At 59.5% G+C, this 25,204-nt stretch carries 24 protein-coding genes; 22 read left to right on the top strand and 2 right to left on the bottom strand.

The window, feature by feature from the left end:
* The first annotated feature begins 25 nt into the window (after positions 1-25).
* The 8 genes from KUF73_RS05645 (at position 26) to KUF73_RS05610 (ending at position 9,407) form a co-directional block, all read left to right on the top strand.
* Complete coding sequence (locus KUF73_RS05645; RefSeq protein WP_256345411.1) at positions 26-1,483, top strand: gamma-aminobutyraldehyde dehydrogenase; 1,458 nt, start codon at positions 26-28, stop codon at positions 1,481-1,483.
* 83 nt (positions 1,484-1,566) lie between these two features.
* Complete coding sequence (gene ydcS / locus KUF73_RS05640; RefSeq protein ID WP_218437074.1) at positions 1,567-2,718, top strand: putative ABC transporter substrate-binding protein YdcS; 1,152 nt, start codon at positions 1,567-1,569, stop codon at positions 2,716-2,718.
* 175 nt (positions 2,719-2,893) lie between these two features.
* On the top strand, positions 2,894-3,931 hold the full coding sequence (locus KUF73_RS05635; protein WP_218437073.1) for an ABC transporter ATP-binding protein: 1,038 nt from the start codon (positions 2,894-2,896) through the stop codon (positions 3,929-3,931).
* Position 3,932: 1 nt separating this feature from the next.
* A complete protein-coding gene (locus KUF73_RS05630; protein WP_218437072.1) occupies positions 3,933-4,880 on the top strand; it encodes an ABC transporter permease in 948 nt (315 codons plus the stop codon).
* Positions 4,870-5,679, top strand: a complete 810-nt coding sequence (locus tag KUF73_RS05625) for an ABC transporter permease (protein WP_218437071.1) — start codon at positions 4,870-4,872, stop codon at positions 5,677-5,679. The genes KUF73_RS05630 and KUF73_RS05625 overlap by 11 nt, the downstream gene beginning before the upstream one ends.
* 133 nt (positions 5,680-5,812) lie before the next feature.
* A complete protein-coding gene (locus KUF73_RS05620) occupies positions 5,813-7,237 on the top strand; it encodes a gamma-aminobutyraldehyde dehydrogenase (RefSeq protein ID WP_218437070.1) in 1,425 nt (474 codons plus the stop codon).
* Between the two features lie 233 nt (positions 7,238-7,470).
* Positions 7,471-8,955, top strand: coding sequence for an APC family permease (locus KUF73_RS05615; RefSeq protein ID WP_218437069.1), 1,485 nt, complete (start codon positions 7,471-7,473; stop codon positions 8,953-8,955).
* Positions 8,956-9,158: 203 nt separating this feature from the next.
* Positions 9,159-9,407 (top strand): CopG family ribbon-helix-helix protein, encoded by a 249-nt coding sequence (locus tag KUF73_RS05610; protein WP_218437068.1) that lies wholly within the window; start codon positions 9,159-9,161, stop codon positions 9,405-9,407.
* Positions 9,408-9,598: 191 nt separating this feature from the next.
* On the opposite strand, the gene KUF73_RS05605 is transcribed toward KUF73_RS05610, so the two are convergent.
* Complete coding sequence (locus KUF73_RS05605) at positions 9,599-9,784, bottom strand: hypothetical protein (protein WP_218437067.1); 186 nt, start codon at positions 9,782-9,784, stop codon at positions 9,599-9,601.
* A gap of 413 nt (positions 9,785-10,197) precedes the next feature.
* On the opposite strand from KUF73_RS05605, the gene KUF73_RS05600 reads away from it, so the two are divergent.
* From KUF73_RS05600 to KUF73_RS05550, 11 genes are all read left to right on the top strand, one after another.
* Entirely contained in the window at positions 10,198-11,826 is a 1,629-nt protein-coding gene (locus KUF73_RS05600; protein WP_218437066.1) for a glucan biosynthesis protein D, read from the top strand.
* 275 nt (positions 11,827-12,101) lie between these two features.
* Positions 12,102-13,016, top strand: coding sequence for a glutamate/aspartate ABC transporter substrate-binding protein (locus tag KUF73_RS05595; protein ID WP_218437065.1), 915 nt, complete (start codon positions 12,102-12,104; stop codon positions 13,014-13,016).
* 194 nt (positions 13,017-13,210) lie between these two features.
* Positions 13,211-13,957: an amino acid ABC transporter permease gene (locus tag KUF73_RS05590; protein ID WP_218437064.1), complete on the top strand. Its 747-nt coding sequence runs from the start codon at positions 13,211-13,213 to the stop codon at positions 13,955-13,957.
* A complete protein-coding gene (locus tag KUF73_RS05585) occupies positions 13,957-14,628 on the top strand; it encodes an amino acid ABC transporter permease (protein WP_218437063.1) in 672 nt (223 codons plus the stop codon). Before KUF73_RS05590 ends, KUF73_RS05585 begins: the two co-directional genes overlap by 1 nt.
* The gene (locus KUF73_RS05580) at positions 14,625-15,359 is read left to right on the top strand and encodes an amino acid ABC transporter ATP-binding protein (protein WP_218437062.1); all 735 of its coding nucleotides are present in this window, start codon (positions 14,625-14,627) and stop codon (positions 15,357-15,359) included. The genes KUF73_RS05585 and KUF73_RS05580 overlap by 4 nt, the downstream gene beginning before the upstream one ends.
* A 146-nt stretch (positions 15,360-15,505) precedes the next feature.
* Entirely contained in the window at positions 15,506-17,407 is a 1,902-nt protein-coding gene (locus tag KUF73_RS05575) for a sensor histidine kinase (RefSeq protein WP_218437061.1), read from the top strand.
* A complete protein-coding gene (locus tag KUF73_RS05570; RefSeq protein ID WP_218437060.1) occupies positions 17,404-18,732 on the top strand; it encodes a sigma-54 dependent transcriptional regulator in 1,329 nt (442 codons plus the stop codon). Before KUF73_RS05575 ends, KUF73_RS05570 begins: the two co-directional genes overlap by 4 nt.
* An 8-nt stretch (positions 18,733-18,740) precedes the next feature.
* The gene (locus tag KUF73_RS05565; RefSeq protein WP_218437438.1) at positions 18,741-19,070 is read left to right on the top strand and encodes a GlpM family protein; all 330 of its coding nucleotides are present in this window, start codon (positions 18,741-18,743) and stop codon (positions 19,068-19,070) included.
* A 254-nt stretch (positions 19,071-19,324) separates the two neighbouring features.
* The gene (locus KUF73_RS05560; protein WP_218437059.1) at positions 19,325-20,245 is read left to right on the top strand and encodes an arginase; all 921 of its coding nucleotides are present in this window, start codon (positions 19,325-19,327) and stop codon (positions 20,243-20,245) included.
* Positions 20,242-20,616: a transporter gene (locus KUF73_RS05555; protein WP_218437058.1), complete on the top strand. Its 375-nt coding sequence runs from the start codon at positions 20,242-20,244 to the stop codon at positions 20,614-20,616. The genes KUF73_RS05560 and KUF73_RS05555 overlap by 4 nt, the downstream gene beginning before the upstream one ends.
* Positions 20,617-20,626: 10 nt before the next feature.
* Entirely contained in the window at positions 20,627-21,025 is a 399-nt protein-coding gene (locus tag KUF73_RS05550) for a transporter (RefSeq protein ID WP_218437057.1), read from the top strand.
* Positions 21,026-21,129: 104 nt separating this feature from the next.
* Here KUF73_RS05550 and KUF73_RS05545 read toward each other — a convergent pair whose 3' ends face one another.
* Positions 21,130-21,891 (bottom strand): MipA/OmpV family protein, encoded by a 762-nt coding sequence (locus tag KUF73_RS05545; protein WP_218437056.1) that lies wholly within the window; start codon positions 21,889-21,891, stop codon positions 21,130-21,132.
* 220 nt (positions 21,892-22,111) lie between these two features.
* On the opposite strand from KUF73_RS05545, the gene KUF73_RS05540 reads away from it, so the two are divergent.
* The 3 genes from KUF73_RS05540 to KUF73_RS05530 are packed head-to-tail and all read left to right on the top strand — an operon-like array spanning position 22,112 to position 25,084.
* Positions 22,112-22,810, top strand: a complete 699-nt coding sequence (locus KUF73_RS05540) for an MtnX-like HAD-IB family phosphatase (protein WP_218437055.1) — start codon at positions 22,112-22,114, stop codon at positions 22,808-22,810.
* Positions 22,803-24,197, top strand: a complete 1,395-nt coding sequence (locus KUF73_RS05535) for an aspartate aminotransferase family protein (protein WP_218437054.1) — start codon at positions 22,803-22,805, stop codon at positions 24,195-24,197. Before KUF73_RS05540 ends, KUF73_RS05535 begins: the two co-directional genes overlap by 8 nt.
* The gene (locus tag KUF73_RS05530; protein WP_218437053.1) at positions 24,194-25,084 is read left to right on the top strand and encodes a carboxylesterase; all 891 of its coding nucleotides are present in this window, start codon (positions 24,194-24,196) and stop codon (positions 25,082-25,084) included. Before KUF73_RS05535 ends, KUF73_RS05530 begins: the two co-directional genes overlap by 4 nt.
* The last annotated feature ends 120 nt before the right edge of the window (positions 25,085-25,204 follow it).

The following is a 25,204-nucleotide window of genomic DNA, read 5'->3' as shown; positions in this document are numbered from 1 at the left end:
CACACAAAAAAAGAGAATCCGAAAAATGGCTGGCGCGCAGACCCCGTTGTTCACCGCGTTATTGATCGACGGCGAATTGGTCGCAGGCCAGGGTTTTGTCGAACCGATCATCAACCCGGCCACCGGCGAAGTCCTGACGCAGATCGCCGAAGCCAGCACCGAGCAAGTCGAAGCCGCCATCCTCGCCGCGAACCGCGCCTTCACCAGTTGGTCGCGGACCACACCGCAGCAGCGCTCCAGTTTGCTGTTGGACATCGCCAACGCCATCGAAAAAAACGCTGACCTGCTCGCCCGTCTCGAATCCCTGAACTGCGGCAAGCCGTTGCACCTGGCTCGCCAGGACGACTTGAGTGCCACGGTCGATGTGTTCCGTTTCTTCGCTGGCGCCGTGCGCTGTCAGACCGGCCAACTCAGTGGCGAATACATGCCGGGCTACACCAGCATGGTGCGCCGCGACCCGATTGGCGTGGTCGCGTCGATCGCGCCGTGGAACTACCCGATCATGATGGCCGCGTGGAAAATCGCCCCGGCCCTGGCTGCCGGCAATACGCTGGTGTTCAAACCTTCGGAACACACGCCGCTGTCGATCCTCGCCTTGGCCCCGGCCCTGGCGGAGATCCTGCCGCGCGGCGTGATCAACATCGTTTGCGGTGGCGGTGAAGGCGTCGGCAGCCATTTGGTCAGCCACCCGAAAATCCGCATGGTGTCGTTGACCGGCGACATCGTCACCGGGCAGAAAATCCTTCAAGCCGCCGCAAAAACCCTCAAGCGCACTCACCTCGAACTTGGCGGCAAGGCCCCGGTGATCGTCTGCAACGATGCAGACATCCAGGCCGTGGTCGAAGGTGTGCGCAGTTATGGCTATTACAACGCCGGCCAGGATTGCACCGCTGCCTGCCGGATTTATGCTCAGGCCGGGATTCATGACCGCTTGGTGGCCGAACTCGGCGCGGCGGTCAGCAGCCTGCGGTTTGCCGGCAAGCGAGACGCCGACAATGAAATCGGTCCGCTGATCAGCACTCGCCAGCGCGACCGCGTGGCCAGCTTCGTCGAACGCGCCCTGGGTCAGCCGCACATCGAACGTGTAACGGGCGCGGCGGTGCATTCCGGCGCCGGTTTCTATTACCAGCCAACCTTGCTCGCCGGCTGTAAACAGAGCGATGAAATCGTCCAGCGTGAAGTGTTCGGGCCGGTGGTCACCGTGACCCGTTTCGATGAGCTGGGGCAAGCGGTGGACTGGGCCAACGACTCGGAATACGGCCTGGCATCCTCGGTCTGGACCCAAAACCTCGACAAGGCAATGCAAGTGGCCGCGCGGTTGCAGTACGGCTGCACCTGGATCAACAGTCATTTCATGCTGGTCAGCGAAATGCCCCATGGTGGCCTGAAACGTTCGGGCTACGGCAAAGACCTGTCCAGCGATTCGCTCCAGGATTACAGCGTGGTGCGGCACATCATGGCGCGCCACGGACAGCATCTCTGACTACGCTAATAACAAGCCGCTAACGGCATGCTTCACCACGTTCAAAACTGCCCCGACCATAATTTAAAGAAGAGGGAAATCCCATGTTCGTGCACAAGACCGCACTGCTCAGTGCAATCACTACCGCGCTGCTGGCGAGTGCCAGTGTTCAGGCCGCCGAGTCGCTGAAGGCTGTCGGCGCTGGCGAAGGCCAACTGGATATTGTGGCGTGGCCTGGTTACATCGAACGTGGCGAAAGCGACAAGGCTTACGACTGGGTGACCGGTTTCGAGAAAGAAACCGGCTGCAAGGTCAACGTGAAAACCGCTGCAACCTCCGATGAAATGGTCAGCCTGATGGCCAAGGGTGGTTACGACCTGGTGACAGCATCCGGCGACGCATCCCTGCGCCTGATCGTCGGCAAGCGTGTGCAGCCGATCAACACTTCGTTGATCCCGAACTGGAAAAACATCGACCCGCGCCTCAAGGATGGCCCGTGGTACGTGGTCAATAAACAAACCTACGGCACCCCCTATCAATGGGGCCCGAACGTGCTGATGTACAACACTAATGTCTTCAAGACCGCGCCGGACAGCTGGAGCGTGGTGTTCGAAGAGCAGACCCTGCCGGACGGCAAATCCAACAAGGGCCGGGTTCAGGCGTACGACGGCCCGATCTACATTGCCGATGCCGCGCTTTATCTCAAATCGAAACGGCCGGAACTGGGCATCAAAGACCCGTACCAGCTCAACGAAGAGCAATACAAAGCGGCACTGGAGTTGCTGCGCAAGCAACAACCTCTGATCCACCGCTACTGGCATGACGCGACCGTTCAAATGAGTGACGTCAAGAACGAAGGTGTCGCGGCTTCCAGCACCTGGGGCTATATGGTCAATGGTCTGGTGGCGGACAAGCAGCCGGTGGCTTCGGTCATTCCAAAAGAAGGTTCCACGGGCTGGGCTGACACCACCATGTTGCACGCCGAGGCCAAGCACCCGAACTGCGCCTATAAATGGATGGACTGGTCGCTGCAACCGAAAGTCCAGGGTGACGTAGCGGCGTGGTTCGGCTCGCTGCCGGCGGTTCCGGCGGCGTGCAAAGACAACGAACTGCTCGGTGCCGAAGGTTGCAAGACCAATGGTTACGACCAGTTCGAAAAGATCGCCTTCTGGAAAACCCCGCAAGCTGAAGGCGGCAAATTTGTGCCGTACAGCCGCTGGACCCAGGACTACATCGCGATCATGGGCGGTCGTTAAGCCCTCATCTTAAGATCAAAAGATCGCAGCCTGCGGCAGCTCCTACATTGGATCGGCGCGCGCCTGCAGGAGCTGCCGCAGGCTGCGATCTTCTAACAGACGATTCGGTTTCAGATTTTTCAGAAGTCCAGGCAGGGCCGCTGCGACGGCCCTCGCCTTTTTGGAGCACCGCACCATGACGCTTGCAGTCCAGTTCACCAACGTTTCCCGTCAGTTCGGCGAAGTGAAAGCCGTTGACCGGGTTTCCATCGACATCCAGGACGGCGAGTTTTTCTCCATGCTGGGGCCTTCCGGCTCGGGCAAAACCACCTGTTTGCGCCTGATCGCCGGTTTCGAACAACCGAGTGCAGGCTCTATCCGGATTCATGGCGAGGAAGCCGCCGGGCTGCCGCCGTATCAGCGTGACGTGAACACCGTATTCCAGGATTACGCACTGTTCCCGCATATGAACGTTCGCGACAACGTCGCCTACGGCTTGAAGGTCAAAGGAGTCGGCAAGGCCGAACGCCTGAAGCGTGCCGAAGAAGCCCTCGACATGGTCGCCCTCGGCGGCTACGGCGAGCGTAAACCGGTGCAACTCTCCGGCGGTCAGCGCCAGCGCGTGGCCCTGGCCCGCGCCTTGGTCAATCGTCCGCGCGTGTTGCTACTCGACGAACCCCTCGGCGCACTGGACCTGAAACTGCGCGAGCAAATGCAAGGCGAGCTGAAGAAGCTGCAACGCCAGCTCGGCATCACCTTCATCTTCGTCACCCACGACCAGACCGAAGCGCTGTCGATGTCCGACCGTGTCGCCGTATTCAACAAGGGCCGCATCGAACAAGTCGACACCCCGCGCAACCTCTACATGAAACCGGCGACCACCTTCGTCGCCGAATTTGTCGGCACCTCCAACGTGATTCGCGGTGATCTGGCGAAGCAGTTGAGCGGCAACCCACAACCATTTTCGATTCGCCCGGAACACGTGCGTTTCGCCGAAGGCCCGTTGGCCGGCCATGAAATTGAAGTCAGCGGTTTGTTGCACGACATTCAGTATCAGGGCAGCGCCACCCGCTATGAACTGAAGCTGGAAAACGGCCAGACCCTGAACATCAGCCAGGCCAACAATCAGTGGCTGGACGTCAGCGCCCAACACCAGACCGGGCAACGCATGAGCGCACGCTGGGCACGTGAAGCCATGGTCCCGCTGTTCGACACCGTCGTGGGCGGAGTGTGAAATGAACACCTTGGCTATCTCTCAAACCCAGTCGGGCGGCTCACCGTTGCGCAGGTTTTCCAACCTGCTGTATCGCCGGCCGAACCTGTACCTGTCGCTGCTGCTGGTGCCGCCGCTGCTGTGGTTCGGCGCGATCTACCTGGGCTCGTTGCTGACGTTGCTATGGCAAGGTTTCTACACCTTCGATGACTTCACCATGGCGGTCACTCCGGACCTGACCCTGGCCAACTTCGCCGCACTGTTTCAACCGTCGAACTTCGACATCATCCTGCGCACCCTGAGCATGGCCATCGTCGTCTCGATTGCCAGCGCCATCGTCGCGTTTCCGATTGCCTATTACATGGCGCGCTACACCACCGGCAAAACCAAGGCGTTTTTCTACATCGCGGTGATGATGCCGATGTGGGCCAGCTACATCGTCAAGGCCTACGCCTGGACGTTGCTGCTGGCCAAGGGCGGCGTTGCACAATGGTTCGTTCAGCACTTGGGGCTGGAGCCAGTGTTGCAGTTTGTGCTCGGTATTCCCGGCGTTGGCGGTAGCACCTTGTCGACCTCGCATTTGGGGCGCTTCATGGTGTTCGTCTACATCTGGCTGCCGTTCATGATTTTGCCGATCCAGGCTTCGCTGGAACGCTTGCCGCCGTCGCTGCTGCATGCCTCCGCCGACCTTGGTGCCAAGCCGCGCCAGACGTTCATGCAAGTCATTCTGCCGCTGTCGATTCCGGGCATTGCGGCTGGCTCGATCTTCACCTTTTCGCTGACCCTGGGCGACTTCATCGTCCCGCAACTGGTAGGTCCGCCGGGCTACTTCGTGGGCAGCATGGTTTATGCCCAGCAAGGCGCGATTGGCAACATGCCGATGGCTGCCGCGTTCACTTTGGTGCCGATCGTACTGATCGCCATTTACCTGTCCATCGTCAAACGTCTGGGGGCCTTCGATGCACTCTGAGAAAGCTTCTTTAGGCCTGAAAATCGCAGCCTGGGGCGGATTAGTGTTCCTGCACTTCCCGATCCTGATCATCTTCATGTACGCCTTCAACACCGAAGACACAGCGTTCAGCTTTCCGCCCAAGGGCTTCACCCTGAAGTGGATCGGCGTGGCGTTCTCGCGGCCCGACGTGCTGGAAGCGATCAAGCTGTCGTTGCAGATTGCCTCGATTGCAACGCTGATCGCCATGGTCCTGGGCACGTTGGCGTCGGCGGCACTGTATCGTCGGGACTTCTTCGGCAAGCAAGGCATCTCGCTGATGCTGATCCTGCCGATTGCCCTGCCGGGGATCATCACCGGTATCGCGCTGCTGGCGACCTTCAAGACGCTGGGCATCGAGCCGGGGATGTTCACCATCATCGTCGGCCACGCGACCTTCTGCGTGGTGATTGTCTACAACAACGTCATCGCCCGCTTGCGCCGCACCTCGCACAGTTTGATCGAGGCCTCGATGGACCTCGGTGCCGATGGCTGGCAGACCTTCCGCTACATCGTCCTGCCAAACCTCGGCTCGGCGTTGCTGGCCGGCGGCATGCTCGCGTTTGCGCTGTCGTTCGACGAAATCATCGTGACCACCTTCACCGCCGGCCATGAACGCACCCTGCCACTGTGGCTGCTCAACCAGCTCAGCCGCCCTCGGGATGTGCCGGTGACCAACGTCGTCGCCATGCTGGTAATGATGGTGACCATGCTGCCGATTCTCGGCGCCTATTACCTGACCCGTGGCGGCGAAAGCGTCGCGGGCAGTGGCGGGAAATAGATCAATAACTGACAACAACTATCCCCTGTAGGAGCTGCCGCAGGCTGCGATCTTTTGACTTTTCTTTTCAAAAACAAGATCAAAAGATCGCAGCCTGCGGCAGCTCCTACAGGGGCACAACGAGGACATGAATATGCAAACCAAACTACTGATCAACGGCCAACTGATCGACGGCGAAGGCCCCGCCCAACCTGTGTTCAACCCGGCCCTGGGTCGTGTGCTGGTGGAAATCAACGAAGCCACTGAAGCCCAGGTCGATGCCGCCGTACGTGCCGCCGATGCCGCGTTTGACAGCTGGTCGCAGACCCCGCCAAAAGAACGTTCGCTGCTGCTGCTCAAACTGGCCGACGCCATCGAAGCCCACGGCGAAGAGCTGGCCAAACTGGAATCGGACAACTGCGGCAAGCCTTACAGCGCTGCTCTGAACGACGAGATCCCGGCGATTGCCGACGTGTTCCGCTTCTTCGCCGGCGCCAGCCGCTGCATGAGCGGTTCAGCGGGTGGCGAATACCTGGCCGGTCACACCTCGATGATCCGCCGCGACCCGGTCGGCGTAATTGCCTCCATCGCGCCGTGGAACTACCCGCTGATGATGGTCGCCTGGAAAATCGCCCCGGCCCTGGCCGCCGGTAATACCGTGGTGCTCAAGCCGTCGGAACAAACCCCGCTGACCGCCCTGCGCCTGGCGCAACTGGCGTCGGAAATCTTCCCGGCAGGCGTGCTCAACCTGGTATTCGGTCGTGGTCCTACCGTCGGTAGCCCATTGGTCACCCACCCGAAAGTGCGCATGGTGTCGTTGACGGGTTCGATTGCGACCGGTGCCAACATCATTTCCAGCACCGCCGACAGCGTCAAACGCATGCACATGGAACTGGGCGGCAAGGCTCCGGTGATCATCTTCGACGACGCCGACATCGACGCCGCCGTGGAAGGCATTCGCACCTTCGGTTTCTACAACGCCGGCCAGGACTGCACCGCCGCCTGCCGCATCTATGCGCAGGCCGGCATCTACGAAAAGTTCGTCGAGAAACTCGGCGCAGCGGTCAGCAGCATCAAGTACGGCCTGCAGGACGACCCGGCCACCGAGTTGGGTCCGCTGATCACCGCGCAACATCGCGACCGCGTGGCCAGCTTCGTCGAGCGCGCCGTGGCGCAATCACACATCCGTCTGGTCACTGGCGGCAAAGCGGTGGAAGGCAACGGTTTCTTCTTCGAGCCGACGGTGTTGGCCGACGCCCAGCAGGACGACGAAATCGTTCGTCGTGAAGTATTCGGTCCAGTGGTATCGGTAACCAAGTTCACTGATGAAGCACAGGTACTGGGCTGGGCCAACGATTCGGATTACGGCCTGGCGTCGTCGGTATGGACCGCCGATGTCGGTCGCGCCCATCGCCTGGCTGCCCGTTTGCAGTACGGCTGCACGTGGGTCAACACGCACTTCATGCTGTGCAGTGAAATGCCCCATGGCGGTCAGAAATTGTCTGGCTATGGCAAGGACATGTCGATGTACGGGTTGGAGGACTACACCGTTGTGCGGCATGTGATGTTCAAGCATTAAAAGCGAAAAGATCGCAGCCTGCGGCAGCTCCTACATGGATCGCATTTCCCTGTAGGAGCGAGGCTTGCCCGCGAATGATTGACCTCGGTTTCAAGGCCGAAACCGGCACCACGCACCACCAGGTTCCAGACCAAAGAAGTTCAAAACAATAACCACCGATCCGGGCTGAGCCTTCATGGCCCCGCCACGGTTTCGGACATCCGAAATCTGCCGATTTTCCGGAGCAAACACACATGAGTGCATCACCCGACCTCTCTGCAGCCGTCGCCGACAGCGACGCCGAGCAGTTACGCAAGCTGGGCTACACGTCCAACTTCAATCGCAGCATGAGCCTGTGGGAAAACTTCGCACTGGGCTTCACTTATCTCTCTCCAGTCGTAGGGGTTTATACCCTCTTCGGCCTGTGCCTCGCCGCCGGCGGGCCTCCGATGTTCTGGGCCTACTTGCTGGTCGGTTGCGGCCAGTTGCTGGTGTGCCTGATCTTCGGTGAAGTGGTTTCGCAATTTCCGATTTCCGGTGGCGTTTACCCATGGGCCCGTCGTTTGGTGGGCAAGCGCTGGGCGTGGATGGTCGGCTGGATCTACTCCATCGCGCTGTGCGTCACCATCGCTGCCGTTGCCGTCGGTGCCGGTCCGTACCTGGCCGCCATGATGGGCTTTGAACCCAGCAACAACACCAACATCGTCATCGCCCTGCTGCTGACGCTGTTCGCCACCCTGGTCAACCTCAGCGGCACCAAGGTGCTGGCACGCATTGCCATGTTCGGCTTCCTTTGCGAACTGGTCGGTGCCGTGATCGTTGGCGTTTACCTGCTGATTTTCGAGCGCCACCAGCCGATCAGCGTGCTGTTCAACACCTTCGACATCAGCGTCAACGGCTCGTACCTGCCGGCCTTCCTCACCGCTTCGCTGGCGGGGATGTTCCTGTACTACGGCTTCGAGGCCTGCGGCGACGTGGCCGAAGAAACCCCGAACCCAAGCAAGAAAATCCCGGTGGCCATGCGCATGACCATCTACATCGGCGGCATCGCGGCGATGTTTGCCTGCCTGGCGCTGATCCTCGCCGTGCCGGACATGCAAGCCGTGATCAACGGAACCGACAAGGACCCGGTAACCACCATCCTCAACAACGCCTTCGGCCCGGTCGGTTCGAAAGTGGTGATGGGCGTGGTGATGATTTCCTTCATCTCCTGCGTCATCAGCCTGCAAGCGGCGGCGAGCCGTCTGCTGTATTCCTACGCTCGTGACGAAATGGTCATCGGCAGCACACTGCTGAAGAAGATTTCTCCTACGACTCAGGTTCCGGTTGCCGCGCTGTTCGTGTCCGGTGTCCTGCCAGCACTGATCATCATCCTCGGCTTCTTCCTGCAGGATGCGGTCGCCACCATCGTCAGCTTCGCCGCGATCGGCATCTACCTGGCGTTCCAGATGATCGTGCTCGCTGCACTGTATGCCCGCCTGAAAGGCTGGAAACCGAGCGGCAAATTTACCCTCGGCGCATGGGGCTGGGCAGTGAACATTGGCGCGCTGGTGTATGGCGTTGGCGCCATCATCAACATGGCCTGGCCACGTACTCCGGACGCCGCGTGGTACATCAACTACGCCATGGTCCTGAGCACCGCCATCGTCATCGGTCTGGGCCTGCTCTACATGTTTATCGCCAAACCGTATGACCACGGTACAGCGCCTGCTGGGGATGCATGGCAGGTTAGTCGATAAGTGAGTTCGCCCCGGTACAGATAAGTGCCGGGGCGATCAGACCAATTCACAGACCAATCATTTCGCAACACTTCCCCTCCTCTGTACTAGCTTCCCAGCTAAAGTTTTCGTCACCAATGCACACAGGTTCGGTTGACGAAAATTTTGGACCAGCCTAGGGGGTTTACGTCGTTTACAACGTATACACCTTTAGGAAAGCCACCATGGCCTCGCCCGTTTTGTCCTTTCGCGTCGAAGAGCTTTTGGCCCAACAACTGGATCTGCTGGCTGCCGCCACCGACCGTGACCGTCAGTATCACCTCAAGCGTGCACTGGTTCGATATGTGGAATCCGAGTCATGGCATCTACAAGCCATAAGCGATGGCATAGCCGATGCCGACGCTGGAAAACTCACCGATCTGGACGCCGTTAAGGCTAAGTGGGCAAAACGTGCCGAGCGTAGCACTGACTGAAAAAGCCGAAAGCAACCTCGACAATATTCATGAGCATTACCGGTCGCCATCCATTCATCGCACCTTATCGATTTGCTCATGGCCGGATGCAAGTGTTGCGGGTGCTACATCAGCGTTCGGAACGATCACTGGATTGGTGAGTCAGGACATTCAGCCGCGGCTGCATGGCCACGACTGAATGCACCCTTTCCTCAAAACCGCGAAACACTCCTCATCGCATCCACCAGATACCGCATCGCAATCCGGTCGCTCTCAGACAACTCGCGATAACGCTCCAGCAGCTTCATCTCCTCTGAATTCAGTCGACGCCTGCGCCGCCCGCTGGCCAGGCACGGAAAGATTCCCAATATTTCGGTGATGCCTTGTACTTTCGACATGGACGATGTCCTTCTCTACGTCAAAGAAAACTTCAGAAACCGCATCGCCCTACCCCATTTCAGCCGCTGTCTTGTGCCAACTGAAGCACACCGGCCCGAAGGGCATAAACCGGTCATACCCACAGAATAGAAACTATCCTGGCACTGAAAAGCGGTTTTTAGAGTAATTAGTCGAAAAAAGCAGAAATGCCCTGTAAATCAGACAGTACTGTCGGAAATTTTTACCGAAACGTCTTGTTTCATTGCCGCGCTAGCGTCGTGCCATCAATCAATTTTGCTCTGCGATCGAACGGTTTAAGCTATCCGGCATCTGTTTAGAGTCCGTTGCGTTTGGCCAAGGCATGTCCGAACCGTTATTTCTGATCCAGCACGTGCCAGGAAAGGCGCGGGATTGTTCACGACAGGTTGTACTTATGCACCGCAGGAATTTGCTCAAAGCCTCCATGGCCATCGCGGCCTACACCGGTCTGTCCGCTTCAGGCCTGCTCGCCGCTCGCGCCTGGGCCGCCAGTGGCGGTGCCGCAGATGGCCAAGCGCAAGCCTTCGATTTCGACGCGCTGAAGCTGCAGGCCAAGCAACTGGCCAGCAATCGTTACCAGGACACCAAGCAGGTATTGCCGCCAACGCTGGCGACCATGACCCCACAGAACTTCAATGCCATCCGCTACGACGGCGAGCATTCGCTGTGGAAAGAACTCAAGGGCCAACTGGACGTGCAGTTTTTCCACGTCGGCATGGGTTTTCGTCAGCCGGTGCGCATGTACAGCGTCGACACCAAGACCCGCATGGCTCGCGAAGTGCATTTCCGCCCGTCGCTGTTCAACTATGACAACACCTCGGTCGACACCCAGCAGCTCAAGGGCGACCTTGGGTTTTCCGGGTTCAAGTTGTTCAAGGCCCCGGAGTTGGACAAGCACGACGTGGTGTCCTTCCTTGGTGCCAGTTACTTCCGCGCAGTGGATGCCACCGGCCAGTACGGCTTGTCGGCCCGCGGCCTGGCGATCGATACCTACGCCAAGAAACGCGAAGAGTTTCCCGACTTCACCAAATTCTGGTTCGAGACGCCAGACAAGGACAGCACCCGATTCGTGGTCTACGCCTTGCTCGATTCGCCGAGCGCCACCGGTGCCTACCGTTTTGACATCGATTGCCAGGCCGAGCGCGTGGTGATGGACGTCGACGCCCACGTCAACGCACGTACTGCCATCGAACAACTGGGCATCGCGCCGATGACCAGCATGTTCAGCTGCGGCACCCACGAACGGCGGATGTGCGACACCATCCACCCGCAAATCCACGATTCCGATCGCCTGGCGATGTGGCGCGGCAACGGCGAGTGGATTTGCCGCCCGCTGAACAACCCCGCCACCCTGCAATTCAATGCCTTCGCCGACAAAGACCCGAAAGGTTTCGGCCTGGTGCAGACCGATCACGAGTTCGCCAGCTATCAAGATACGGTCGACTGGTACAGCCGCCGCCCGAGCCTGTGGGTCGAACCGACAACCGCATGGGGCGAAGGCTCTATCGATCTGCTGGAAATTCCTACGACCGGCGAGACCCTCGACAACATCGTCGCGTTCTGGACGCCAAAAAATCCGGTCGCTGCCGGTGACTCGCTCAATTACGGCTACAAACTCTACTGGAGCGCCCTGCCACCGGTCGGCACACCATTGGCGCGGGTGCAGGCCACCCGATCGGGAATGGGCGGCTTCACCGAAGGCTGGGCACCGGGCGAGCATTACCCGGAAGTCTGGGCGCGTCGTTTTGCCGTGGACTTCACCGGTGGCGGGCTGGACCGTCTGCCGAGCGGAACAGGTATCGAACCGGTGGTCACCTGCTCGAACGGCGAGGTGAAAGACTTCAACGTGCTGGTGCTGGATGACATCAAGGGCTACCGCATCACGTTTGACTGGCTGCCAACCAACGACAGCGTCGAGCCGGTGGAACTGCGCCTGTTCATCCGTACCAATGACCGCACGCTGAGTGAAACCTGGTTGTACCAGTACTTCCCGCCCGCGCCGGACAAGCGCAAGTACACCTGATCATCGGTTGCACCGCTTTACATTCGGTTTTCCGAACGCGACCTGTCGGTCGGTTCGGTTAACCGGATGAATTACCGATGAAATCGACACCAAAAATATTTAATTTCTTTATAAATCAATATGTTGATCTGACAGGCCTGGCCTGGCACGGGTCATGCTCTACACTTCTTCGACGAATGCCTGTTGCGCCAACACTTCAGGAGCCGTCAGGCATTCGCAGCACAAAAGGGCCGATGAACTGGCTCCATAAAAAAAACAATGTCGAGGAAAATTTGATGCGCATCGTTCCCCATATCCTGGGCGCAGCCATTGCTGCCGCTCTGATCAGCACGCCAGTTTTCGCCGCCGAACTCACCGGCACCCTGAAGAAGATCAAAGAGTCCGGCACCATTACCCTGGGCCATCGCGACGCTTCCATCCCGTTTTCCTACATTGCAGACGCTTCCGGCAAACCGGTCGGCTACTCCCACGACATTCAACTGAAAGTCGTCGAAGCGCTGAAAAAAGACCTGGACATGCCTAACCTGCAAGTCAAATACAACCTGGTGACCTCGCAAACCCGCATCCCGCTGGTACAGAACGGCACCGTGGACCTCGAGTGCGGCTCCACCACCAACAACGTCGAGCGTCAGCAGCAGGTTGACTTCTCCGTTGGCATCTTCGAAATCGGTACGCGTCTGCTGTCCAAGAAAGACTCCAAGTACAAAGATTTCGATGATCTGAAAGGCAAGAACGTCGTGACCACCGCTGGCACCACGTCCGAGCGCATCCTCAAATCGATGAACGCCGACAAGCAAATGGGCATGAACGTCATTTCCGCCAAAGACCACGGCGAGTCCTTCCAGATGCTGGAATCGGGCCGCGCCGTTGCCTTCATGATGGACGACGCCCTGCTGGCTGGTGAAGCCGCCAAGGCCAAGAAAGCCGATGACTGGGCCGTGACTGGTACTCCACAGTCCTACGAAATCTATGGCTGCATGGTCCGCAAGGGCGACGAGCCGTTCAAGAAGGCTGTGGACGACGCGATCGTCGCCACCTACAAGTCGGGCGAGATCAACAAGATCTACGAAAAATGGTTCATGCAGCCAATCCCGCCAAAAGGCCTGAACCTGAACTTCCCAATGAGCGACGAGCTCAAGGCCCTGATCGCCAATCCGACCGATAAAGCGGCTGACGACAAGAAGTCCTGATTTCTGACTAACCTTATCTCCTGAGAGGGCACTGGCCCTTTCGGGAGGTTGTCACTCCCTGCTGGCATTTTTGGAAACACTCGCATTGGTAGCTGTCGAGCCGATGGTGTGTGCCTGATCTTCAAGATCAGGCGGGAACGGAGCTTCCCCCAAGCGGGCACTTGTACATCGATCGAATCCGAGGGGAGACCCTAATGAATTACAACTGGGACTGGGGCGTGTTCTTCAAGTCCACCGGTGTGGGCAGCGAGACTTATCTCGACTGGTACATCTCCGGTTTGGGCTGGACCATCGCCATTGCCATCGTGGCGTGGATCATTGCCCTGACGCTGGGCTCGATTCTGGGCGTCATGCGTACCGTGCCGAACCGCATCGTATCGGGCATCGCGACCTGCTACGTCGAGCTCTTCCGTAACGTGCCGCTGCTGGTCCAGCTGTTCATCTGGTACTTCCTGGTGCCGGACCTGCTGCCTGCGGACTTGCAGGAGTGGTACAAGCAGGACCTGAACCCTACCACCTCGGCTTTCCTCAGCGTCGTCGTGTGCCTGGGCCTGTTCACCACCGCCCGCGTTTGCGAACAAGTGCGCACCGGCATCCAGGCGCTGCCTAAAGGCCAGGAATCCGCGGCCCGTGCCATGGGTTTCAAGCTGCCGCAGATCTACTGGAACGTGCTGCTGCCCCAGGCTTACCGGATTATCATTCCGCCGCTTACCTCGGAATTCCTCAACGTCTTCAAGAACACCTCCGTGGCCTCGCTGATCGGCCTGATGGAGCTGCTCGCGCAGACCAAACAGACTGCCGAGTTCTCCGCCAACCTGTTCGAAGCCTTCACCCTGGCAACGCTGATCTACTTCACGTTGAACATGAGCCTGATGCTGCTGATGCGTCTGGTCGAGAAGAAAGTTGCCGTACCGGGCCTGATTTCCGTAGGGGGTAAATGATGGAATTCGACTTCTCGGGCATCATCCCGGCCATTCCCGGCTTGTGGAACGGCATGGTCATGACCCTGCAATTGATGGCACTGGGCGTGGTCGGCGGGATCATCCTCGGCACCATCCTGGCATTGTGTCGCCTGTCCCACAGCAAACTGCTGTCGAACCTGGCCGGCGCCTACGTCAACTACTTCCGCTCGATCCCGTTGCTGCTGGTGATCACCTGGTTCTACCTGGCGGTGCCGTTCGTATTGCGCTGGATCACCGGCGAAGACACCCCGATCGGCGCGTTTGCCTCGTGCATCGTGGCGTTCATGATGTTTGAAGCGGCTTACTTCTGCGAAATCGTCCGGGCCGGCGTGCAGTCGATTCCCAAGGGCCAAATGGGCGCTGCCCAAGCGTTGGGCATGACCTATGGCCAGATGATGCGCCTGATCATCCTGCCCCAGGCGTTCCGCAAGATGACCCCGTTGCTGTTGCAACAAAGCATCATCCTGTTTCAGGACACCTCGCTGGTCTACGCGGTCGGCCTGGTGGACTTCCTCAATGCTTCGCGTGCCAGTGGCGACATCATTGGCCGCTCCAATGAGTTCCTGATCTTCGCAGGTCTCGTGTACTTCATCATCAGCTTTGCCGCCTCGCAGCTGGTCAAGCGTCTGCAAAAAAGGTTCGCCGTATGATCTCTATCAAAAACATCAACAAGTGGTATGGGGACTTCCAGGTGCTGACTGATTGCAGCACCGAGGTCAAAAAAGGCGAAGTGATCGTGGTGTGCGGGCCGTCCGGTTCCGGCAAGTCGACCCTGATCAAGTGCGTCAACGCCCTTGAACCGTTCCAGAAAGGCGACATCGTGGTCGATGGCACTTCCATCGCTGACCCGAAGACCAACCTGCCGAAACTGCGTTCGCGCGTGGGCATGGTGTTCCAGCATTTCGAGCTGTTCCCGCACCTGACCATCACTGAAAACCTGACTATCGCGCAGATCAAGGTGTTGGGCCGCAGCAAGGCAGAAGCGACCAAGAAAGGCCTGCAACTGCTTGAACGCGTCGGCCTCTCGGCCCATGCGCACAAGCACCCGGGCCAATTGTCCGGTGGTCAGCAACAGCGTGTGGCGATTGCCCGTGCGTTGGCGATGGACCCGATCGTCATGCTGTTCGACGAACCAACTTCGGCGCTGGACCCGGAAATGGTCAACGAAGTGCTCGACGTGATGGTGCAACTGGCCCACGAAGGCATGACCATGATGTGCGTGACCCACGAAATGGGCTTCGCCCGCAAAGTGGCCGACCGGGTGATCTTCATGGATGCCGGCAAGATCATCGAAGACTGCAAGAAAGAGGAGTTCTTCGGCGACATCAGCCACCGTGCCGAGCGTACACAGCACTTCCTCAACAAGATTTTGCAGCACTAAAAAACACACCGCTCCCCCTGTAGGAGCTGTGTAGGAGCTGTCGAGTGAAACGAGGCTGCGATCTTTTGATTTCAAAAGATCAAAAGATCGCAGCCTTCGGCAGCTCCTGCAGGGGTTGTTGTTGTGGTTGACCCAAGGCATCTGTGATGAAATGCGACCCCAATCTCTATCGCGCAGCGCCGCCATCACTCGCCGTGAAACCCCGTCTGATTCGCCATCTGTTCCTGCCGCCGCTGATCATCGCGCTGATGATCGGTCTGGGTTATGTCGGCTTCTGGGTCAGTGAGCACTACGGCATCCGCAGCCTCAGCGAAAACGGCCAGCGCCAGCTGGAATTGCACGCCCGCGCCGTCGAAAGCGAAATCAGCAAATACACCTACCTCCCCAGCCTGCTCGAACTCGAAACCAGTGTCCCGCAGTTGCTGGCCGACCCGACCCCGGAACACCGGCAAACGGTCAACGATTACCTTGAAGGCCTGAACCGGCGCAGCCGCAGTCGGGCCATCTACGTCATGGACACCACCGGTCGCGTGATGGCCACCAGCAACTGGCGCGATGTCGACAGCTACCTCGGTGAAGACCTGTCCTTCCGCGCCTATTTCCAAAGCGCTGTACGTGGCCAGCCAGGACGTTTCTACGGCATCGGCAGCACCAACGGCGAACCCGGTTACTACCTGGCCCACGGCCTGGAAGAACACGGCAAAATCATTGGCGTCGCGGTGGTCAAGGTACGCCTGGAAGCCATGGAAGAACGCTGGCAACGGGCGCGCCTGGAAGCGTTCGTCAGCGACGAGAACGGCATCATCATTCTCTCCAGTGACCCGGCGCGGCGGCTCAAGTCGGTCGTACCTTTGAGCGACGAGACCAAGGAAAAACTGGCCCGCAGCCTGCAGTACTACTGGTTCCCGCTGAACGAGTTGCAACCGCTGGGCCGGGAAACCCTGTCCGAAGGCGTGGAAAAACTCACCTTCCCGGCCAACAGCGAATTGTCCTCAGACGAAGAAAACATCAGCTACCTGGCGCAGACCCGCCCCTTGAGCGATACACCGTGGAACTTCACCCTGCTCACGCCACTCCAGGATTTGCGTCGTGAAGCGATCAATCAAGGCATGCTGGTGGCGGTTGCGTTTGCCTTGGTGGCGTTCCTGCTGATTGCCTGGAACGAGCGGCGCAAGGTGATCGCAACCCGCCTCGCGGCCCGCGAAGCCCTGCAGGAAGCCAACAATCAACTGGAGCGTCGGATTACCGAACGCACCGTCGACCTGCGCGCCAGCAACGAACGGCTCAAGGGTCAGATTCGCGAACGACGGCATGCCGAAGAGACCTTGCGCCGCGCTCAGGATGAACTGGTGCAGGCTGGAAAACTCGCCGCCATCGGGCAGATGTCCACCAGCATCGCCCACGAATTGAACCAGCCACTGGCGGCGCTGCGTACCTTGTCCGGCAACACCGTGCGCTTTCTGGAGCGCGGGCAACTGGACGTGGCCAGCACCAACCTCAAGACCATCAACGAATTGATCGACCGCATGGGCCGAATCACCGCCAGCCTGCGCTCCTTCGCCCGGCGCGGTGATGACAAGGGCCAGGCCTGCCTTGGCAAGGGCGTCGACGCAGCCTTGCAGTTACTCGATGGGCGGCTGGCCAATGCGACGCTGCAACTTCACCGCAATTTCGACGATGTTCAGGTGCGGATCGACCAGACCCGTCTGGAGCAGATCCTGGTCAACCTGATCGGCAACGCCCTCGATGCCATGCAGGCGCAACCGCAGCCGGAACTGTGGCTCGAAGGTGAAGTGTTCGATGGCAAATACCGACTGCGCGTACGGGACAACGGCCACGGCATCGATGCCGAAGCACGCAAGCATTTGTTCGAACCCTTCTTCACCACCAAACCCGGCGAACAAGGCCTTGGCCTTGGCCTGACCCTTTCCGCCAGCCTGGCCGCTGCCACCGGCGGTCACCTGGGTGTTGAACACCCGGCCAGCGGTGGTACCACTTTCGTCCTCAGTTTACCGTTGGTAAGCCCCACTTCCGCCGAGCCAATATGAACAACGACCTTAGTGTGTTGATTGTCGAAGACGACCCCCATGTGTTGCTCGGCTGCCAGCAGGCGCTGACTCTGGAGGACATTCCCTGCATCGGCGTAGGCAGCGCCGAAGAAGCCCTCGAGCGCGTCGGCGACAACTTTGCCGGCATCGTCATCAGCGACATTCGCCTGCCGGGCATCGATGGCCTGGAACTGCTGAATCGGCTCAAGGCCCGTGACCGCAGCCTGCCGGTGGTGCTGATTACCGGCCATGGCGACATCTCCATGGCGGTCGGCGCGATGCAGAAAGGCGCCTACGATTTCATGGAAAAACCCTTCTCCCCGGAACGTCTGGTGGATGTCGCCCGTCGTGCTTTGGAGCAACGCAGCCTGGCACGGGAAGTCTCGTCACTACGTCGGCAAATGGCCGAACGTGACTCCCTCGAAGGGCGGATTATCGGCCGCTCGCCAGCCATGCAAAACCTGCGCGAACTGATCGCCAACGTCGCCGATACTTCGGCCAACGTGCTGATCGAAGGCGAAACCGGCACCGGCAAGGAACTGGTTGCCCGCTGCCTGCATGACTTCAGTCGCCGACACAGCAAACAATTCGTGGCGTTGAACTGCGGCGGTCTCCCGGAAAACCTGTTCGAAAGTGAGATCTTCGGCCACGAAGCCAACGCTTTCACCGGCGCCGGTAAGCGGCGGATCGGCAAGATCGAGCACGCCGACAATGGCACGCTGTTCCTCGACGAAGTGGAAAGCATGCCCCTGCCGTTGCAGATCAAACTGCTGCGGGTGTTACAGGAGCGCACCCTCGAACGCCTTGGCTCAAACCAGAGCGTGGCGGTGGATTGCCGGGTGATCGCCGCGACCAAGTCCGACCTCGACGAATCGAGCAAGGCCGGCGAATTCCGCAGCGACCTGTATTACCGCCTCAACGTGGTCACCCTGGAATTGCCGCCACTGCGCGAGCGTCGCGAAGACATCCTGCAACTGTTCGAACACTTTTTGCAGCAGTCCTCCCTGCGCTTTGACCGTGCCGCGCCGGAACTGGATAACCAGACCCTGTCGACCCTGATGAGCCACGACTGGCCGGGTAACGTGCGCGAACTGCGCAACGTCGCCGAGCGCTTTGCCCTCGGCCTGCCGGCGTTCAAGAAACCCGGTGCCAGTGGCAACACGCAAGGCCTGGCATTCGCCGAAGCGGTAGAAGCCTTCGAACGCAACTTGCTCGGCGATGCCTTGCAGCGCAGCGGCGGCAACCTGACCCAGGCCAGCCAGGAACTGGGCATGGCCAAAACCACCTTGTTCGACAAAGTGAAGAAGTACGGGCTGAGCCACTGATGGATCTGATTCTCAAAGCAACCTTGGGCGCGGCGGTGGTGCTAATTCTCGCCGCCCTGGCCAAGACCAGAAACTATTACATCGCGGGTCTGGTGCCACTGTTTCCGACCTTTGCACTGATTGCCCACTACATCGTCGGCAAAGGCCGTTCGGTCGACGACTTGAAGACCACCATTGCGTTCGGCATGTGGTCGATCATTCCGTACTTCGTCTACCTGGCGACCTTATACGTAATGGTCGACCGGATGCGACTGGAGGCATCTCTCGCCGTAGCCGCGGTGGCATGGCTGCTGGCGGCGACGGTGCTCGTCAGCGTCTGGCTCCGTTTCCACACCTGACCCCTGTAGGAGCTGCCGCAGGCTGCGATCTTTTGATCTTGATCTTCTGCGACCGGTCTTGCGCCAAAAACAAAAGCGAGATCAAAAGATCGCAGCCTTCGGCAGCGCCTACAGGTGCGCGCAACACCTGCCGCAGACGCCGATCTCTTTTGCGGTGGCCCGCCCCTTGCATTTACCCCCTAAAGCCCCCCGGCCGGTCTTCATGATGGATGAAGCCGGTGTCTGGAAGGGTCTGCCAAGGGTGAATTGCGACCTTGAACATTTTAGATCTCGACCACAGCCTGACTGCCCAGGCGCCCATCGCGCAGCTGCTTGCCAGTGGCCGCGCCAAACGCCTTGACCTGCTCGACCTCGGCCCGAAACTCCGATTGTGGTCGAGCGAACGCACCTGGCGCCGCTTTACCGAACGCCTGCATCGTCGGCCCCGACACGACGGCCCGCAGCCAGAAATCTTCTTCGTCGGTTCTGGCGACTACCACCATTTGACCCCGGCGTTTCTGAGCGACCTGCCGGAGCCGGCAAGCCTGATCCACTTCGACAATCACCCCGACTGGGTTCGGTTCGCCCCACGCCGGCATTGCGGTTCGTGGGTCAATCAGGCACTGAAACTGCCGAACATCCGGCGCATCGTCACGCTCGGCCCGTGCAGCGACGACCTGCAAAACCCGCAGTTCAAGGGCGGCAACCTGCGCGCGCTCAAACGCGGCGTATTGGAGATGTTTCCCTGGCAGCGTCCGCCGTCGAAAATCTGGGGCATGGTCGGGGATGGTGCCGGGCATCGACAGCAGGAAAACCTGCTGCACTGGCGCAATCTGGCGGGCCTGGACTGGGCGCAGTTTCTCCAGCAACTGGTCGCCAGCCTGCCCACCGAAGCGGTGTGGATCACCATCGACAAGGACGTGCTGGCCAGTGAAGACGCCGCAACCAATTGGGACCAGGGCGGCATGCGCCTCAGTCATCTGTTGCAGGCGATCCGCGCCTTGGCGGCGGGCAAACGCATTCTCGGCATCGACATCTGCGGCGAATACGCCCGACCGGCCTTCAGCAACGCCTTCAAACGCTGGGAAGCCCAATCTGATCAACCTCCTGCCGAACGCTGGAGTGAAGCCGATCTGTTGCGCAATGCCACGACCAATCAGGCGCTGATCGAGCTGTTCGAGGAGCTGTTCCCATGACCTTCACTGTGATCGTGCTGGTGGCGTTTTCCATTGTGCTGGACGTCATCGGCCAGCTCTGTTTCAAGCTCGGCCTGGACCGTTTGCCGGAGCTCGAAGGCGGCTTTCGCCTGAATGCGTTCTGGGGCCAGGTGTTCAACGCGCCGCTGCTGTGGTGCGGGATCGGAGCCTACGTGGTCGAATTTTTCGTCTGGCTCGAAGCCCTGTCCCGCGCACCGCTGAGCCTGTTGTTTCCGGCGGCGGCACTGGCTTATTGCGGCGTGGTGCTGGCGGGCAAAATGGTGCTTGGCGAAACCGTCAGCCGCCGGCGCTGGCTCGGTACGCTGGTGATTACGGCGGGCGTGATGCTCGTGTGTGTCACCCATGCATGAAGGCCAATCGATGATCAGTCGCAAAACCGACTGGCTGCATGAACGCCTTGGCACCGTTGTTCTTTGGGCGCTGTTGATCGCCTTCGAAAGCGCCGGGCAGATCGCTACCAAAGTGGGTGGCGATCAACTGGGGCAGATGGATTTCAGCCTGCAATGGCTGCAGGCGGTTGCGATCAGTCCGGGGGTTTGGCTGGCGATTGTCTGTTACATCGGCGCGTTTTTTGTGTGGATGCTGATTTTGCGGCGCAGCAGTTTGTCCCTGGCGTTTCCCTTGAGTTCGCTGGTGTTTGTTGGCGTGTTGCTGGGGTCGTGGCTGGGATTGGGCGAGCAGATCAGTGTGCTGCACTGGCTGGGCGTGGCGGTGATCATGGGCGGGATTGCGTTGCTGGCCGAGGGTGAAGAAACCTGAACTCCCTGAAGGAGTTGCCGCAGGCTGCGATCTTTTGATCTTGTTTTTAAAATCGACATCAAAAGATCGCAGCCTTCGGCAGCTCCTACAGGGTTAACAGTGAATCAATTGAATTTATAGGCAATTGCCACCTGCGCTTCACCCTGATCGGCACGCCCGACTTCTTTGACGATGCTGCTGTCCGCCGCCGACCCCGTCAGGTGAATCCAGCTCGCGCTGGTCAGCAACGACCAGTGCAGAGCCAGGGGAAACTCGAAGCTCTGGGTCAGCGCGACGTTCTGCAACCCACCGCCAGCGTTGTACGGGCGAATTCCAGAGGCCTGTGATTGCTCGGCACTGACGCCGAAGTAAGTCTGCGTTTGCCGGGCATCGGCGAAGTGGGCCGTCAGATTAGTACTGCCGATCACCCCGCCGCCGACTGGATAACCGACCTCGCCACCCACCCGCCCCAACACGCCACCCTGTCCGCCACCTCCGCCGACCGCCTGGCCAAGCGACGCAAACACCCGCCAGAAATCGGCCGGGGCGTATTGCACAAACCCGCCCACCTCGGCCATGTCCGGCACATCGCGCAATCCACGCAAATTGCCGTTGGCGGTCCGCCCGGACAAGTAATTCACAAACGGCCCGGCGCTGAAACCGTTGGCCTTGAGCGCATCCCAGGTCAACCCGTCATCGGTGCTCAGGCTGACATCGCCCCAATCCAGATCCAGGTACGGCACGGCCCGGTTTTCGTAACGACTACCGGTCGGGTCATGAGGTTGGTAGCTCAGGCCAAGACCGGCTTCACCGGTGATGCCATCGGCATGTGCGTTGATTGAAAGGCAGGTCAGCGCTGCGAACAGCGCCACAGTAATCCTCGACATGAGGTGATTCCTTGAACGGGACATGCGCGCATCAATCCCCGGATTGCCCCCGCCACGCAAGCACTCATGTTGTTTGTAGCGACCTACAAAAATTGTAGCTTCGCCCTACTCCGTTCCCGGTCAGAACCCCAGCCCCGCTGGGCCGAACACGATTGGCACAGTCCCTGCTCTACCCCCTTGGCAAGCGCAGACAGCGCGAAACACCCAATAGGTAAAACAGATGATTGACTGGCATATCGTGTGTGATTTCGACGGGACCATCACCCGCACCGACGTGATCGACAGCATCCTCCAACGATTCGCCGACCCGAGCTGGGAAGCGGTCGAAGAAGAATGGCTGGCGGGCGATATCGGTTCCCGTGAATGCCTCAGCCGCCAACTGTCACTGGTCAAGGCCACGCCGAGCGAATTGCTCGGGTTCTTCGACAGCATTGAAATCGACCCGGACTTCCCCGACTTCGTCGACCACGTCATCGGCCTCGGTGCGTCCCTGGAAGTGGTCAGCGATGGCATCGAACAAGGCATCGCCCGGATCCTGGCACGCAATTACGTCAGCCTCCTGCCGATCCTCGCCAATCGCTTGCGCCAGGTCGATCACGATAGCTGGCGCATCGACTTCCCGCACGCCAGCGACGCCTGCCGTGCCGCCGCCGGCAACTGCAAATGCAAGTCCACGCCTAAAGCCAAACGGGTGCTGGTGATCGGTGACGGCCAGTCCGACATGTGCGTGGCCAGCACCGCTGATTTCGTGTTTGCCAAAGATCGCCTGGCCGAACACTGCGAGCGCAACAGTATCCCCTACGCGCGCTTCGACAGCTTCGCCGAACTCCCTGCCCTGTTGGCCCAACTGCCCAACGCCAGCGCCGCCAACGCCACCTCTTTCAACACAGAAACACAGGAACTTTTCCACCATGTCTGATATTCGAATCGCTACCGCCGAAGACCAAATCCTGCTGGAAAAGGAAGCCAAGTACTGTTCCTACGGCGACACCGTTCACTACATCGAACCGCCGCGTATTTTCAGCCGCTGTGAAGGTTCCTACGTCTGGGACACCGAAGACCAGGCCTACCTCGACCTGCAGATGTGGTACTCGGCGGTCAACTTCGGTTACGCCAACCCACGCCTGAACAACGCGCTGAAACAGCAGATCGATACCCTGCCGCAGATCGCCAGCCAGTACCTGCACAAAGGCAAGATCGAGCTCTCGGAGATGATCGCCGTGGACGCGAAGAAAAAATTCGGCCTCGACGGTCGGGTGCATTTCAACGTCGGTGGTTCGCAGTCCATCGAGGACTCGCTGAAAGTCGTGCGCAACGCCAGCAACGGTAAAAGCCTGATGTTCGCCTTCGAAGGCGGTTACCACGGCCGAACCCTCGGTGCCTCGTCGATCACTTCCAGCTACCGCTATCGCCGCCGCTACGGCCACTTCGGCGAGCGCGCCAATTTCATCCCGTTCCCGTACCACTTCCGTGGCCCGAAAGGCATGAGCAAAGAAGAGTACGGCAGTCACTGCGTGCAGCAATTCGCCCGGCTGTTCGAGACCGAATACAACGGCGTCTGGGACCCGAAAGTCGGCCAGAGCGAATACGCCGCGTTCTACGTCGAGCCGATCCAGGGCACCGGCGGCTACGTGATTCCGCCGATGAATTTCTACAGCGAACTCAAGCATGTGCTGGATCAGCACGGCATTTTGATGGTGGTCGATGAAATCCAGATGGGCTTCTATCGCACCGGCAAGTTGTGGTCGATCGAACACTTCGACGTCAAACCGGACGTGATCGTGTTTGGCAAGGCGCTGACCAACGGCCTCAATCCGCTGGGCGGCATCTGGGCCAAGGAAGAGTTGATCAACCCGAAAATCTTCCCGCCAGGTTCCACCCACTCGACCTTCGCCTCCAACCCACTGGGCACGGCGGTAGGTCTGGAGATGTTCAAGATGACCAGCGAAGTCGATTACGGCGCGATGGTCATGAACAAGGGCAAGTACTTCCTCGAAGGCCTGAAAGACCTGCAGAAACGCTACCCGATCATCGGCGATGTCGACGGTCTGGGCCTGGCCCTGCGTTGCGAAATCTGTGGTCCTGACGGTTTCACGCCGGACAAGGCGACCCTGGACTTCATGGTCGAAGAAGGCATGAAGGGCGACATCGAAATCGACGGCAAACGCCTGGGCCTGATCCTCGATGTGGGTGGTTACTACAAAAACGTCATCACCCTGGCACCGTCGCTGGAAATCAGCTACCCGGAAATCGACCTCGGCATCGCCCTGCTCGATCGCTTGCTGCACCGAGCGATGAAACGATGAACGCCGCCGTCGAGTTCGATGCCATCGACATGGGCGAAGGCACGGCCGGATTCATTCTCGGCAGCGGCGAGGTCGCGGTGTTGTTGATCCACGGCCTCACCGGCACCCCGACGGAACTGCGCCGGGTAGCGATGGGCCTGGCTGCGGCGGGTTGCACCGTCTATGTGCCGACCCTCGCCGGCCACTGTGGCGACAACGCCGACCTGCAAGCCACTGGCTGGCGCGACTGGTACGAGAGCGCGCGCAACACCTTCGTCGGTGTGCGCAGGAAACACGAGCATGTGTTTGTCGGCGGCTTGTCCATGGGCGCGGTGCTGTCGATGTACCTGGCGGCCGAGCATCCGGGGCAGATCGAGGGCCTGTTGCTGTACTCGACGACCCTGCGCTATGACGGCTGGAACATGCCCAAAGTCGCCGTGCTCACTCCACTGCTGATGGCGATTCCGTTTGGCGTGCACCTGTGCCGCTTCAACGAAAAATCACCCTTCGGCATCAAGGACGAACGCTTGCGGGCGATTGTCGAGCGCCAGATGAGGGCCGGCGAAAGCAGCAATGCCGGGCTGTTGACCATGTCCGGGGTCAGCGTTCGGGAGTTGCATCGACTGGTGGCGGCGGTGAAGAAACGCATGCCCGAAATTACCACCCAGGCGCTGGTCCTGCATTCGCGAGAGGACGACATCACCAGCCGTTGGAACGCCGACTATGTCGAACGCAAACTCGGCGGGCCGGTGGTGAAAATCCTGCTCGATGATTGCTATCACATGATCACCGTCGACCTGCAATACCGCCGCGTGGTGGAGCTGAGCGCGGACTTTATCCAGCACCGTTTCATGCAACAAGGCATCACCCCACAACCCATGCGCCAGGACTATCGGCAACTGGCCTGACACTACCTCGCACAAACCCTGTAGGAGCTGCCGCAGCTGCGATCTTTTGATCTGTTTTTTGAAGATCAAGATCAAAAGATCGCAGCCTTCGGCAGCTCCTACAGGGATGGGTGAATGCGT

The organism is Pseudomonas sp. PD9R (assembly GCF_019200975.1).
Taxonomy (GTDB): Bacteria; Pseudomonadota; Gammaproteobacteria; order Pseudomonadales; family Pseudomonadaceae; genus Aquipseudomonas.
The sequence above is the reverse complement of the archived record's forward strand: the minus strand, read 5'-3'. Positions and strand labels throughout refer to the sequence as shown.